Annotated in this window: 15 protein-coding genes; 5 read left to right on the forward strand and 10 right to left on the reverse strand. The window is 61.2% G+C overall.

Annotated elements, in window-relative coordinates:
• The first annotated feature begins 451 nt into the window (after positions 1-451).
• Both AC2FMY_RS20380 and AC2FMY_RS20385 read left to right on the forward strand, forming a co-directional pair.
• On the forward strand, positions 452-733 hold the full coding sequence (locus AC2FMY_RS20380) for a hypothetical protein (protein ID WP_496807966.1): 282 nt from the start codon (positions 452-454) through the stop codon (positions 731-733).
• An 89-nt stretch (positions 734-822) separates the two neighbouring features.
• Positions 823-1,455, forward strand: a complete 633-nt coding sequence (locus tag AC2FMY_RS20385) for an exopolysaccharide biosynthesis protein (protein ID WP_496807967.1) — start codon at positions 823-825, stop codon at positions 1,453-1,455.
• 33 nt (positions 1,456-1,488) lie between these two features.
• On the opposite strand, the gene mgtE is transcribed toward AC2FMY_RS20385, so the two are convergent.
• The 3 genes from mgtE to AC2FMY_RS20400 all read right to left on the reverse strand — a co-directional run bounded on the left by mgtE (position 1,489) and on the right by AC2FMY_RS20400 (position 3,577).
• The gene (gene mgtE, locus AC2FMY_RS20390; protein WP_496747136.1) at positions 1,489-2,862 is read right to left on the reverse strand and encodes a magnesium transporter; all 1,374 of its coding nucleotides are present in this window, start codon (positions 2,860-2,862) and stop codon (positions 1,489-1,491) included.
• Between the two features lie 74 nt (positions 2,863-2,936).
• Positions 2,937-3,302, reverse strand: a complete 366-nt coding sequence (locus AC2FMY_RS20395; RefSeq protein ID WP_480749029.1) for an SPW repeat protein — start codon at positions 3,300-3,302, stop codon at positions 2,937-2,939.
• A gap of 26 nt (positions 3,303-3,328) precedes the next feature.
• Entirely contained in the window at positions 3,329-3,577 is a 249-nt protein-coding gene (locus AC2FMY_RS20400; RefSeq protein ID WP_480749028.1) for an EF-hand domain-containing protein, read from the reverse strand.
• Positions 3,578-3,847: 270 nt separating this feature from the next.
• On the opposite strand from AC2FMY_RS20400, the gene AC2FMY_RS20405 reads away from it, so the two are divergent.
• Positions 3,848-4,693: a LysR family transcriptional regulator gene (locus AC2FMY_RS20405; protein WP_480749027.1), complete on the forward strand. Its 846-nt coding sequence runs from the start codon at positions 3,848-3,850 to the stop codon at positions 4,691-4,693.
• A 62-nt stretch (positions 4,694-4,755) separates the two neighbouring features.
• Here AC2FMY_RS20405 and AC2FMY_RS20410 read toward each other — a convergent pair whose 3' ends face one another.
• From AC2FMY_RS20410 to AC2FMY_RS20440, 7 genes are all read right to left on the reverse strand, one after another.
• Positions 4,756-5,124: an SET domain-containing protein-lysine N-methyltransferase gene (locus AC2FMY_RS20410; RefSeq protein ID WP_480749026.1), complete on the reverse strand. Its 369-nt coding sequence runs from the start codon at positions 5,122-5,124 to the stop codon at positions 4,756-4,758.
• 2 nt (positions 5,125-5,126) lie between these two features.
• On the reverse strand, positions 5,127-7,388 hold the full coding sequence (locus AC2FMY_RS20415) for a GNAT family N-acetyltransferase (protein ID WP_496807968.1): 2,262 nt from the start codon (positions 7,386-7,388) through the stop codon (positions 5,127-5,129).
• 1 nt (position 7,389) lies between these two features.
• Positions 7,390-8,370: a D-alanine--D-alanine ligase family protein gene (locus AC2FMY_RS20420; protein WP_496807969.1), complete on the reverse strand. Its 981-nt coding sequence runs from the start codon at positions 8,368-8,370 to the stop codon at positions 7,390-7,392.
• Positions 8,367-9,371, reverse strand: a complete 1,005-nt coding sequence (locus AC2FMY_RS20425) for a D-alanine--D-alanine ligase family protein (RefSeq protein WP_496807970.1) — start codon at positions 9,369-9,371, stop codon at positions 8,367-8,369. Before AC2FMY_RS20425 ends, AC2FMY_RS20420 begins: the two co-directional genes overlap by 4 nt.
• Positions 9,365-10,663 (reverse strand): KamA family radical SAM protein, encoded by a 1,299-nt coding sequence (locus AC2FMY_RS20430; protein ID WP_496747127.1) that lies wholly within the window; start codon positions 10,661-10,663, stop codon positions 9,365-9,367. The genes AC2FMY_RS20425 and AC2FMY_RS20430 overlap by 7 nt, the downstream gene beginning before the upstream one ends.
• A 131-nt stretch (positions 10,664-10,794) precedes the next feature.
• On the reverse strand, positions 10,795-11,757 hold the full coding sequence (locus AC2FMY_RS20435; protein WP_496747126.1) for a calcium/sodium antiporter: 963 nt from the start codon (positions 11,755-11,757) through the stop codon (positions 10,795-10,797).
• Positions 11,758-11,890: 133 nt separating this feature from the next.
• Positions 11,891-12,325, reverse strand: coding sequence for a CBS domain-containing protein (locus AC2FMY_RS20440; RefSeq protein WP_496807971.1), 435 nt, complete (start codon positions 12,323-12,325; stop codon positions 11,891-11,893).
• 381 nt (positions 12,326-12,706) lie between these two features.
• Between AC2FMY_RS20440 and AC2FMY_RS20445 the strand changes: the two genes are divergently transcribed.
• Together AC2FMY_RS20445 and AC2FMY_RS20450 are read left to right on the forward strand one after the other, a co-directional pair.
• Positions 12,707-13,258 (forward strand): dihydrofolate reductase family protein, encoded by a 552-nt coding sequence (locus tag AC2FMY_RS20445; RefSeq protein ID WP_496807972.1) that lies wholly within the window; start codon positions 12,707-12,709, stop codon positions 13,256-13,258.
• Entirely contained in the window at positions 13,255-13,812 is a 558-nt protein-coding gene (locus tag AC2FMY_RS20450) for a TetR/AcrR family transcriptional regulator (protein ID WP_480749018.1), read from the forward strand. The genes AC2FMY_RS20445 and AC2FMY_RS20450 overlap by 4 nt, the downstream gene beginning before the upstream one ends.
• The last annotated feature ends 28 nt before the right edge of the window (positions 13,813-13,840 follow it).

The following is a 13,840-nucleotide window of genomic DNA, read 5'->3' on the forward strand; positions in this document are numbered from 1 at the left end:
TGATCGAATGGCCAGTTTTCTCGCCGCGTTGCGGCAGCCGAAAATTCAGCTACCGCAGAAACCCCCCGCGCTGCGAGCGCGTGCAGCATGAAAACACAATGGCCGGGTTGGCCTCTTTCGCGGCCATTAGATCGGTCGCAGCATTCTTGAGTTCAATGTTCAAAAGAACGGCAGCTTTCGCGAGCCCGGCAGAGAGCCGACGCAAACGCAGCGAAAGTCAGCTTCCCGCCCTGCAGTAAAAACACTGCGTCTCGCGCCAAGACTCTCTTTTCTTGAAAATAGACCAGCACGCATTCACAACGCGTTTAAATATTCTCTGATCCGCGCCGTCTGGCCTCTTGTGATGGCCGGGCGCCGCTCCATATCTGGTGGGTCGGGTGCGAGGCTCCGCCCGGCTGCCGCAAGCGCGAACACGCGCGCCCAGGGCTTCCTCCTCTGACGGAAGCAATACATGCGCTCATTTCTTGCATTTGTCGTCGCCGGTTCGCTGGCGGCCCCCGCCGTGGCGGACGAAACCGAGGGACTAATCCTGAGTTTCGACCGGGTCGATCGAATTCTTGTCATGACGGACCTGACGGTCTGGGAATTGCCTGAGACGGTCGAAACCCCGGCGGATCTTGGGCGGGGCGACCGCATCCAGATCGAATACGCCACCGCCGGCGAAGACGGCCTGACCGCCATCACCGCGATCGACCGGCTGGCCGTGGCTGTCGTGAAGGATTCGGACGGCTGAGGCCGATTTTGACCCGTGCGCAGATTTTCCGCCGGCCATGGGGCAAGCCCCGGCGGGGGAACGGCGGTGCCGGATATGGTGCAGAGTGAATGCCCAGGCTTGAGACGGTCGAAGCGCTGTTGGTGCGCCGCCCCGGTCGGCGTTTGTCGGAGGTGCTGCGCGATCTCGATGCCGGCGAGGGGCCGCGCATTTCGGTCGGGGATATCGTAAGCGCCCTGCGCGACCGGAGTTTCGCGCCGCTGATGGTCATCTTTGCGGCGCCGAACGTGTTGTTGTTCATCCCCGGTTCGTCGGTCTTTACTGCCGTGCCCCTGATGTTTCTGGGAATTCAGCTGGTTCTCGGGCGTCCTGACGTGTGGCTGCCGCGATTCGTGGCCGACCGTTCGATCGAGCGGGCCGCGTTTGGCCGCATCGTCGCGGTATCGGTTCCCTATGTCGAGCGGATCGAACGCCTTGCCAAACCCCGGTGGTGGCCGACCTCGTACCTTGTTGCGGAACGGGTGATCGGGGTTGCGACGCTGGCCCTGTCGGTGTTCCTGTTCCTGCCCATTCCGTTCGCCAACGGGTTACCCGCGCTGTCGATCATCATGCTGGCGCTGGGTCTGAGCGAACGCGACGGCTATTGGTTCATGTGCGGTTTGCTGTTGAGCGCGGTTACAAGCGTATTTGTGGTGGGGATCGTTTCGGTTGGTGCGCTGGCGGTTCTGGGGCTTGTCATGTGAGGCAGGTGCCTGATGCGGCATTTCCCGGATGGGTCATCCGATCAGCCAGGGCATCATGACCGTTGCCAGGCTGAGAACGAAGAAGAACCCCGCCATGTCGGTGATCGTGGTCAGCAGCGGCCCGCTGGCAACGGCCGGATCCTGCCCGATGCGTTTGAGAAGCAAAGGCACGACACCGCCGATCGAGACGGCCAGCATCGTGTTCAGCGCCAGCGCCAGGCCTATGACCAGCCCCAGCGCGGGGACGCCCTTCCAGATCCAGGCAACGATGCCGATGAGGACGCCAAGGGCGATGCCGTTGATGACGCCCACCGATATTTCCTTGAGCCAGACCCGGAAAACGTCGATCGGCCTGATCAGGCCAAGGCTCAGCTCGCGCATGGTGACGGCGACGGCCTGATTGCCGGAACAGCCGCTCATGTCGGACACCATCGGCAGAAAGACCGCCAGTGCGATGACGGCTGCCAGAGTCGATTCATAGGCGGCGATGACGCTGGCCGCGATTATGTTGAGCACGATGTTGGCCGAGAGCCATGCCAGCCTGCGCCGGGATCTGAGCCATACGGGCATCGAGCGCAGCTCGTCTCCGACGACGCCCTGACGTTTGAGGCTTTCGGTCTCGGCGCGTTCCAGCATCGCCTCTGCCACGGCAGAGCGGGACACCACGCCGACCAGCGTGCCGTTTTCGTCGACCGCAGGCAGGCCGAGAAAGGAATGCAGGTCGAACAGGTCTTCCAGAACATCGAGCCGGGTTTCGACCGAAACTGATATCGGCGGGATCATGATGGATTGCAGCGTGGCGCTGCGTTTGGCAGTCAACAGGCCGCGCAATGACACGACGCCGGTCAGTTTGCCGTTGGCATCGGTGACATAGGGGTGCTGGCCGCGATAGCGTTCGAACTCGTCTTCTGCGGCGACGATATCGCGAAGGACCTTGCCCACCGTGTCGGCCTCGAGAAAGCAGAAGGCCTCGGCCATCATCAGGCCACCGGCGGTATCGTCTTCGTATTCCGCAAGGCGGCGTATGTCGGCGGCGTCGTCTTCGTCCAGCTCGGACAGGATCGCTTCGGCGTCTTCGGTATCGAGCTCGCCGATCACATCGGCCTGAATATCGCTGTCGAGAACGTCGAGAATTTCGGCCGCGCGTTCGGGTTCAAGGCTTTCGACGAGATCGACCGCCAGCTCGTTCGGTGCCTGCTCGACGAGCTCGGCCGCAAGCTCGACCGGAACAAGCGTGAGGACGCTGTGGCGGATTTCGCTTGGCAGCAAAAGCAATTCACGCAGCCCCTCACTGCGAGATCGCTGACGCAGCAAATCAGTCACCAGATCGGTATCGCCGTTCGCTGCGGCAGCTCCAATGTCGGGGCCAAGCGCTTGGTCGGGAGTTTCCAGTTCGTCCGTTTCCATGTCGGGTACTTTGTGTTTATTGGATAGATCGGCGCGAACTCAGGATACGGGGCGGCAGCCCGCCCCGCAATTATTCAGGCATAGCTTCGCCTGTGGCGGGCCGTCAAAAGTTCGGCTATCGCAACCGATACGATGGCAACCCCGGCAATGCCGGCATTGGTCGTTGCAACGGTCATGTCCGCAAAGCCGAAGATCCATGGGTCGATCACGGTTATGATGCCCAAGGCCATGCCAAGGCCGATGCGGACCCAGTGGTGGTATCGGGTGTTCAAACCGGCGACGACAAGGGCAAGAAAGCCCATGGACATCGTCGCGAGCGTGGCCTGATCGGATGTCCCGGCAGACAGGCTGGCCGCGTTGAACAGGACGAACGGGGACAACAGCAACCAGATGCCTGCGGCCGTCAGGAACTGACCAAGAAAATGAGTTGTTTGGCGCATGGGGTGATCACTCCACCGATCCGGCGTTACAGGTTGGTTTTTGGATCGGGCAGGATTTCGGCACCGATCGCCGCCAGGAATTCTTCGTCGTTGATGAATCCATCCTCATCCAGGTCGATCTCTCCGAACAGCTCTTCGGTGACATCGGGATAGAACGTTTGCAGTTCCGCAAAAGAGGCCATGCCATCGCCATCGGTGTCAATTTCCGCTGGCATTGCGAAGCCTGACGTTGCCATCAGCGCCGCGAGCAAGGCGCCAATCGAAACTCGGCCCATTGTATTCTCCATGTGCTGGGACGCCCCAAGATGACGATCCCCGGTAAAGTCCAAGTCGGTAGCGAGGGTTTCGGTGCGGGAGTCAGCCTGTCGGCATGAGCACCCGACACCGTCACGGCGGAACCAAGTTGATCCAGTGGCAGAAGGTATGGATCGCGTTCCGGAGATGTGACGGCCCCCAACCGCTACGGTGCATATATGGCTGCTGCGCATCCCTTTGAAAAACGAATTTATATTGACGCATCTATCGGATAGGCAAATAGATAGGGAATGGATATCGAGTTGGCGCGCACCTTTCTGGCGGTAGTCGAGACCGGCAGTTTCTTTGATGCTGCCAACAAGGTTCATGTGACGCAATCGACCGTGAGCATGCGCATTCGATCATTGGAAGATCAGCTTGGCCGACCGGTCTTTGACCGCGGCAAATCCGGTGCGACACTGACCCCTGCCGGGCGACGGTTTCAGAGGCATGCGCAGACGCTGGTTCGGACCTGGTCACAGGCGCGGCTTGACGCTTCGCTTCCCGAGGCGTTCGACATGTCGCTGGAAATCGGTGCGGTTCCGAGCCTTTGGCACAAGCTGCTGGTCGGGGCGCTGCCGGTGTTGATGAAGCGGTTTCCCAACGTTGCGATCAACGCGATCTCGGAACGGTCCGAGACACTTGCGCGGCAGATCGAGGATGGCAGCCTGGATCTTGCCGTGACCTATCGACCACGAAACAACGCCGAACTGAACGCCATTCAGCTTTTCGAGGACGAGTTCGTTCTGGTCAGCAGCAATCCCGATCCGACAGCGGACCCGTTGGGCGATGGGTACGTGCTGATCGACTGGGGGCCGGAATTCCGCGCCGATCACCTGTTGAACTTTCCCCACCTGTCAAAGCCCGCCTTGCAACTGGGCATCGGGACGCTTGGGCTGGAATACCTCAAGACAGTGCCGGCATCTGGGTATTTCCCGCATCACGTGGTGGCCCCGGAAATTGCGCAGGGGTGGTTGCGGCTGGTAGAGGACATGCCCCGGTTCGGCTATGCCTCTTACGCGCTCACCAGCGAAACCGACGGCATTCCCGCCGAGGCGGCGCGTCTGCTTCAGAGTTTTGCGAAGTCGCAAATCTAAAGGTGACGCAGAGTGCACCAATCCATTTCGCGGGCGCTTGGGCCTGACGGATTGATGCGCTGTCAGATCGGATCGAACCAGACCGGGCAGGCATATCGGCGGGTCAATTCGGTGCCTGCAGGAATCGCCTGTGTGGCGCGCAGCGTGACAGTCCAACCGATGCGGCGTTCGAAAGCGGCTGCCGTTTGCGTGTTTGGACTATCCGCGTGGTTGACCAGAGTGGACAGGCCGAGCACCAGAAGCCCGCCTTTGGCATCGCCGGGATGAGCGAAGTGGTAATCATCCAGCGACGTCTGGGCGATGGTGTCAACGGTATGCGCGTCGAGTTCCAGCGCCGGGGCTTTTTCCAGAACCTCGCCAGCCATCAGCGGGGCCGCCGCGAAAACGCCCAGCCCCTTTCCCGGCACGGGCCGGATGGACAGCTTTGACATCGTCACGACTCCAATGCCTTGGTGTAAATCGCCTTGCCGTCCCCCTTGCGGTAGAAGTCGGTCAGTTCGGCGGCCAGCTGATAGTTCTGCCGCAGATAGAAGGCGCGGGTTGCCGCGTAGGCCGGGCTGGAGGAGGTGTCGATATAGACCCGCCGCCCGCCAGCATGCGAGATGGCGGCTTCGACCCGGTGCAGGAGTTCGGCACCCAGGCCCTGGCCCTGAAGTTCAGGCGACACCGCGATCCAGTAGAGATCCCAGCTTGTGTCCGATCCGGGGATCTGACCGTAACAGGCGTATCCTTCCAGACGGTCGCCCCTGGACGCCAGAATGAAGTGATAGCCGGAAGCCAGCCCGCGTTCGATCCGTTCCTGCGCAAGTTCTTCGGCAATCGCAATCTCTTCGGCAGAGAACCGTTCGGTCGTGGCGACCAGCGCGCGGATTTTTTCCGGGTCTTCGGGCCGGACGGCGCTGCGCCACTGTCGGCGTGTGGCCTCTGACATGGGCCGTTGCGGTACCTTTGGTGCGCGCCGCGCGGTTTCCAGACCGCTTGCGAAACCTTCGAAAAAGGCGCGGGCATTGGCGCCCAGCGTGCGGATGCGATAACCGCCTTCCTGCACCAGAACGGTGGGGTATCCGGAGGTGGCGATCCGCGCGCCGATGCGGCGGAAATCCTCGGGCCGGTTCGACCATGTGCCGGTGGGGTCGCCGCGCCCGGTGTCGAAGCCGAGCGAAAGGACAAGGTATTCCGGTGCAAACGCCCCGATACGGTTCAGCGCGCGTTCCAGCGCCGCAAGATAGTCGGCGGGTGAAACGGTTTCGGGCAGCGGTATGTTGAGATTGTATCCCGCGCCCGGGCCGCGCCCGGTTTCGTCGCGAAAGCCGGTGAAATAGGGATAGGCAAAGCTGGGATCGCCGTGGATCGACACGGTCAGGACATCGGCACGGTCATAGAAGATATCCTGCTGGCCGTTGCCGTGGTGATAGTCGATGTCGAGGATCGCGACCTTGCCGTAGCGGGACAGGAAATTGGCCACGATGGCGCCGTTGCAAAGATAGCAGAAGCCGCCAAATGTCTTGCGCTCGGCATGGTGGCCCGGCGGGCGCACCAGCGCATAGGCCGCGGGCGAGCCGGACAGAACCGCCTCGGCCGCCGTCAGCGCGCAGTCTACGGCGCGGCGTGCGGCGGGCCAGGCGTTGCGGTTGATCGGCGTGAAGGTGTCGATGCACCAGTATCCTGCAAGTACCGAACGTTCCTTTGGCGGGCGCGTGGCGTTGCGCACCGGGAAGACGTAGGGATAGACCGAGGTTTTTTCCGGCGCCTCGGCGCAGGCGCTTTTGAGATAGGCGACAAGCCCGGCGTCGTGCACCCCCCGTATCCAGCGGTCGGGAAAGTGCTGGGCTTCATGGCGCACGAACAGGCCCGTTGCGTCGAGATCGTCGAGAATGGTCTGAATGCGGACCGGGCTTTCCACATAGCCGCGTTCGCGCACATGGTGGATGTCGTGGCGGTCGTTGACGATCAGCGGAATGGATCGGCGCAGGTCCGGCGGCGTTCGGGCTGAGATGGTCTTGCCATAGTGTGCGGGGCGGAGGGCAAAGCGACCGTCCTCGATCGAGGTGACCACATGTTCGATGTACTCGGGCGGGCACAGGCTGCCGTATTTCCGTTCGAGGATCGCGCGCACGATGCCTTGCAGTTGCGTTGCGTCCGGCAGATCGTGACGCCCAAGCCCGTCAAAGACCAGATGCGGCATGTCGGTGTCGTTTGGCGAAAGCGGGGTTTCATAGCCTGTGCCGGTGATCGGGCGGGCGCCGAAGCGTTCGTAGAATTTCAGCCGCGCGGCGTTCTGTTCGCGGATTTCCGGATCGGGGCTGAGGTCGGGGTCATCCGGGAGGCATTCGAAATAGAGACCCTTTGCACCAAGCGCCGCTGCTTCGAGCCGCACGCGTTCGTACAGCGCGCCGCCCGCGCCGCGCCCGGGTTTTGCCCCGGGTGACGTGGCGAGCATGTCGAGAAAGGCAAAAGCAAGCTCGGGATCATAGAGCATGACGGCGGCGGCGCGAACGTGTGACCGGGCGTCTTCGGCCACAAGCAGTTCCGCGACGAACCTGTGGGTATAGGGATCTTCGAGCCGGTCGGGCAATGCGTCGATGTCGCCGGGCGCCATGCCCGGGAACTGCGCGCGCAGGATTGCCTGCGCCTCGGTGACGGCGGTCCGGTTGCTGGGGGCCCGTGCGTCGGGAACCTTTCTGATCCGGAACATGTCAGGCCGCCAATTCGGTTTTGCGCAGACCGGCAGAGGCGATCTGCCCGATCAGGTCCTCGAAGCTGAGCCCGGCCTGCGCAGCGGCGGCCACGAAGCCCGCGTCGGGGGCGAGACAGGGGTTGGTGTTGACCTCGAGAATCCAGGGTCGGCCGCTTGCGTCGATGCGGAAATCGACCCGCGCATATCCCGACAGGCCGAACAGATCCCAGCAGGCGCGCGCAAGGCGTTTCAGTTCGGTCAGCAGCGCTTGGTCCCGGGGTGGGAACTCGAACCGTCGCGGGGTGTTGTTATAGGCATGCGTGTCCTCGACCCATTTGGCGTCGTAATCGACGATGCGGTGTTTGCCGGGGCCGTAGCCCAGAAACTGCGTTTCGGCGGGCGGCAGCACACGGGGGCCATCGTCCATGTCCAGCAGCGACAGGGCGAATTCGCGACCGTCGACATAGGTTTCGGCAAAATGGGGATCACCCGTGCGCGCGGTCTTTTCGGCGATTGCCCCAGCGGCCTGTTTGCCCGGCATCACCGAGGACTGATCAATGCCGACCGAGGCGTGTTCGGTGATCGATTTGACGATCACCTGAGGCGTGCGGGCCAGCGAAACGCCGTTGACGCTCCAATCCGGTGTGGGCAACCCGGCCTCGCGCAACCGCTCTTTCTGCATGACCTTTGACTGGCATGTCCAGGAGGCCTCTGCCCCGCATCCGGTGAAGGACAGGCCACGGGCCTGTAAAGCCTGGGGGATGGCGGCCGCCGGCGCTGCATATCCGCCGACGGCCTCGACCAGATTGAAGACCAGATCGGGCCGCTCGGCGGCCAGCTGATCCAGGACGGCCTCGCCTTCGTTCAGCGTGATCAGCCGCGACCGCGCGCCCAAATCGGCCAGTGCGTCCATCACCGCTATTGCGGTCTGGACAGTGTCAAGCTCGTCGGGGGTGTTCCCCGTCGCCCCGTGAATAACGGGGATATCAAAACCATTCATGATGCGACGCGCTGCGCCTCTGTCAGTTGCCCTGTGCGGGTCAGTGCCGCCGCGACGATTCCGGTAACCAGGTCGTCATAGGTGAGGCCAGACTTGGCCGACAGCATCGGCAGGTCCGAGTGGGTCGGGTGCATGCCGGCGAGCGTGTTGACCTCGAGGAAATGAGGCCAGCCAGCCGCGTCGGATCGCAGATCGACGCGGGCCGCATCGCGGCATTGCAAGGCGCGATAGGCGGCAAGGGCGACCTGCCCCGCCTCGATCGCCTCGGCGTCATCGGCCAGTTCGTAATGCACGTGCTGTTCCCAGTGTTCCTTGTTGTGAAAACTGTAGATCTGATCGCCCGACCGGTCGCGCAGCATAACCTCCATCACGGCGATGACGCGGGCCTCGGCACCATTGCCGAGAATGCCCACGGTGAATTCGCGCCCGGGCAGGTAGGTTTCGGCCAGAACGGGCTGTTCGAACCGGGCAATCAGGTTCTGCGCCACAAGCTCGGCGGATTTTGCATCGCCGACCTTTGAGGCGTTTTCGCAGCCCTTGCCGGTGCCTTCGGCGAGCGGCTTGAGAAACAGCGGGTACGGCAGTTCAGAGTCTACTGCGTCGGAGGCGGTTTCGAACACCGCGAATGGTGCGGTGGGCAGACCGGCATCGCGGACGACCCGCTTTGCCATTGCCTTGTCGAGGCCCAGCGCCTGCGTCAGCGGATCGGAAAAGGTGTAGGGCACACCATATGCTTCGAGCAGGGCAGGAACCTGCGCCTCGCGCGAGCGGCCCGAGACACCCTCGGCAATGTTGAATACGAGGTCCCAGCGGTCTCCGGCCACGAGGCGCGAGGCCAGCGCCCGGATGTTGCCGATGCGGTCGGTCCGGTACCCGGCCCGCGCCAGCGCAATTTCGATGGCCGCAACCGTTTCGGGGCTGTCGAATTCGGCCAGTGCCTCGTCCGACAGGCCTGCGTCGGCATAGTCATCCCTCAGATCATAGGTCAGGCCGATCAGCATGATGGGGATTCCCTGGATGGAAGCGGGCTCTGGTCCGGATCGTGGTAGCGGTAGTGGTGCCCTTCGAAGTTGCGCAGGATCAGGTCATCGCCGTCGCGGCCCACGATGTAGTCCGGCAAAAGCGGAATCTTGCCGCCGCCGCCGGGGGCGTCGATGACGAATTGCGGCACGGCATAGCCTGTTGTGTGACCGCGCAGACCTTCGATGATCTCAAGGCCTTTTGCGACCGGGGTGCGGAAATGGGCCGAGCCGGTAATCGGGTCACATTGGTAGAGGTAATAGGGTTTCACCCGCCGCTTGAGCAGACCGTGATTGAGCGATTTCATCGTCTCGACATTGTCGTTGATGCCTTTCAGAAGCACGGTTTGAGAGCCGAGCGGAATGCCGGCATCGGCCAGCCGCGCATAGGCTTCGGTCGCTTCGGGGGACAGTTCCTTTGGGTGCGTCGCGTGGATCGACATCCACAGGGGGTGGTGCTTTTTCAGGACGCGGATCAGAGTGCGCGTAATCCGCATCGGCAGCACGGTCGGAACCTTGGTGCCCATGCGCACAAACTCGACATGCGGGATGGCGTGCAGACGGCCCAGAAGATGGTCGAGCTTTTCATCCGACAGGGTCAGCGGATCGCCGCCCGAGAGCAGAACGTCGCGGATCTGGGGGTGGGCTTCGATATAGGCGAAGGCCTGTTCCCACTGGCGGGTCGAGAACTGGTACTCGCCGCCCGCCTGGCCGACCATGCGCGAGCGTGTGCAATAGCGGCAATAGGTCGAGCAGGTGCCGGTGGTCAGGAACAGAACCCTGTCGGGATATCGGTGCACGAGACCGGGAACCGATGTGTCGTGATCCTCGCCCAAGGGATCGTCCGCCTCGCCGGGCGTGCGCAGGTATTCCTGACCCACTGGGATATGCGTGCGGCGCAATGGTTCGGACGGGTCGTCGTGCCCCATGAGGCTGGCATAATAGGGTGTGATGCCGACCGGCAGTCCGCCGACATGGCGACCCAGCGCTTCGCGTTCGTCCGGGCCGAGTTGGAAGATCCGCTCAAGCTGGGCGGTTGACCGGATTCGCGCCCGCATCTGCCAGCGCCAGTCGTTCCAATCCGCCGTCGTGGTGTCGGGGAAGAACCGCTTGCGGAATTCTGCGGTGACTTTGCCAATCGGAAACCGTGGCGCGCGCAGAGACGGGCGGCCGGGTATTGAAATCGATTGGTTGGGTTCAAAAGGGAAGAAGGTTGATCCGGCGAGATGCCCGAGATCTGGAGGCTCCGATACAGGAGCGGGTTCTTGATCCATTCGGATAAGGTTCCGGTGCCGAGAGAGCCGTCGCGCGCCAATCGTCGTTTCTGTCGCTGCACTCGGACGCTGCGAAAATGCGCTCGGTTGCGTTTCATTTCAAGAGGCTTCTTTTCTCTTTTTGAGGACGGTCAAATTGTGTGCGCCATGGCCAGAAGTGCGGCCAGATATGCACCGTATCCGAGCACCAGCAGGGCGCCCTCGTACCGCCGGATCGACCAGCCGGTGACGGCGACCGCGATGAGCGCGGCGGTTGCCGCCAGCATCACCCAGATGTCGAATTCAGCGATCTCTGCGGGGACCGGAATCGGTGCCACAAGGGCCGTTACACCCAAAATGCAGAGGATATTGAAGATGTTGCTGCCGACGATGTTGCCGAGCGCCACATCGCCCTGACCCCGGCGCGCCGCGATGGCCGATGTTGCAAGTTCGGGCAGCGATGTGCCGACCGCCACGATGGTCAGGCCGATCACCGTTTCGGACACACCGGCAAGGCGCGCCAGATCAATGGCGCTGTCCACCAGCAAGCGTGCGCCGAAGATCGTCAGCGCCAGACCGGCGACAAAGCTGCCGATCATCGACAGGAGGTGTGTGGGCGGTGTTGGTGCAAGATCGGCCTCGGCCTTGTGCAGGGCGGCCGAGTCGGAGCCGTTGCCGCGTTCCAGCAAATAGGTGAGGACAAGGTAGGTGATGAGCGCCAGAACGAAGACGAGCCCAATCCAGCGCGGGATGGCCCCTGCCAGAACCACCGCCAGGCAGGCGAGGCTTGCCAGCACCACGACGACACCATCGCGCCGGAATGCCGCGGCGTTGACGTGGATCGGAAGCAGAAGCGCCGCGATGCCGAGGATCAGCAGGATGTTGGCGATGTTGCTGCCTACGACGTTTCCGACGGCGATGCCCGGCGCTCCCTTTATCATGGCCTGCAGGCTGGTCACGAGTTCAGGTGTCGAGGTGCCGAACCCCACGAGGGTGAGACCGATGAGAATCGGCGAGATATTCAGGTGTCGTGCAATCCCCACGGCACCACGGACAAGCGCCTCGCCCCCGGCCACGAGAAGGAAAAGGCCCAGTATCAGGGTCACATATGTCATTGCGAGCCGTCCATCTTGGAGTGGTGTGTGTTGGGGCCGGGAAAAAGGCCTTTGAGGTTCAGTCTATTCTTCCTGGACCAATCCGGCAGGACAGCCCCTCGCAACGTCTGATTGCATTGTCCGAGGTATCGCATCAAACGCGTCCCGCCATATAGGCGCGCATGGATTTCGCGTCGGCTTCGCTGTCTTCGAGTTGTTGCCGGATCACGTCGAGAATGTTGATCAGGCCACACAGCTTTCCATTCCGTGTCACCGGAAGATGACGAATATGGTGTCGGGTCATCAAAAGGTGGATTTCGGCGATGGATGCCGAGACATCGCATGTTTTCACGTCCCTGGTCATCACCCGGCTCACCGGCATGTCGATGACCCTGGCGCCGAAGTGATGCAGGCCTCGGGTGATATCGGCGGTGGTCAGGATGCCGTCGATCTGCTGGCCATCGAACGTGGCGATCAAGGCCGAGATCTCATCCTTTTCCAAATGCAAAAGGGCGCCTTTGACGGGCGAGTTGGGGTCGATACGCGGCACGAAGAAACCTTTTCGCGCCAGAATGGATTTTACCGACATGACGTTCTCTATCAGTCAGATGCACGCCGGAGGGCGCGGTTCCCAGGGCTAACGACATCCGTCGCTGCGCCGTGCAAGGCGGGCAGGCGTGTCGTCATGCTTCGGAGAAAGTGAGGCGTGCTCAGTCCATCAACTGGTACCGCAACGGAGCTGTCCGGCCATCTCGCGTCAGGACACAGATCGGTATGTCGCAATCGGCGTTCAAGTGGCGGGACACAAAATAAAAGATCAAGCCGCGAAAGTACGTTGGTCTGTCTTGAGCCGGTTTTGACGAATGCTGTAAGCGAGGCAAATGTCCATATTCCCTGGCAAAGCATCGCATCAGATGGGTCTTGTCGAAAATTTTTCTCTATTAATTATATGATATATAATTAATACCTGATGGAGAATTCCATGCCTACCGGACATATCATGATGGCAATGAGCCTTGACGGCTTTGTGGCAAGAAAAGATCACAGCCTCGATTGGTTGACGAAACAGCCGACATCCAATGAAGACCACGGATTCAATGAGTTTATGGACAGTGTCGATGTTCTTGTCATGGGTTCCGGGTCGCTGAGAACTGTCCTGGGATTTGGCGAGTGGCCCTATGAAAAGCCAGTCGTTGTCCTTAGCCGTTCCATGACAAGTCGGGAATTGCCTGAACATCTGCAGAGCAAAGTCGAATTCACAACGAAGAGGCCGCAGGAGTTATGGGAGACCTTACGCCAACGCGGCCACAAGCGTGTATATGGCGATGGTGGCGCGATCATTCAGTCCTTTCTCAGGGCCGGGTTCGTGCAAGACATGAAGATTGCCATGGTTCCAATTCTGCTGGGGGATGGCATCCGTATTTTCGGCGAAACTGACGGTGACGTTGACCTTGAGCTGATCTCGGCCACGCCATTTCCGTCCGGCCTTGTCGAGCTGGTCTACAAAGTGAAGGGCGCATGACGAAATCGTCTGCGGTCGGACGGCCGCCAAAATCAACCCAGCGTCTGTCAAAACAGCTTGTGTTGCAAACCGCGTTACCCATTGTGCAAAAGCAAGGAGCAGATGCACTCTCGTTTCGCTTGCTGGCCGAAAAGCTGAAGGTCACGCCGATGGCTGTGACCTATCATTCCGGCAGCAAGCATGCGTTGCTGGCAGATTTGGTTGGTTTGGCCTTTGAGAACACGCTGCAGGACGTATCGGGAGAGAGTCCGACAGCGAAGGCGCGCAACATATTGAGAGCATACTTCCAACGTGCCTTGCTGAATGCCAACCTGTTGCGGGCCATTCTCGAAGATGTTTCTCTCATGAGCGAGGATCTCATACAGATCACAAACGAGTTGCGAGGCTGCACTCGGGAACTCGACAATGGTGACAAGAATGATGTGCTCTTGCACCTTCTCATCGACTACACACACGGTTTTGTTCTCTCAGCGTCCAGCGGAGAAAAAAACACTTTGTCAATCGACGACTTTTTGCGCGGCGTCGATTGGGTCTTGGCGAAAGCGACAGGTTGAGCAACTGAAAAATCGGTGCGGGGGGCAG

The organism is Ruegeria sp. YKSE079, from assembly GCF_059612845.1.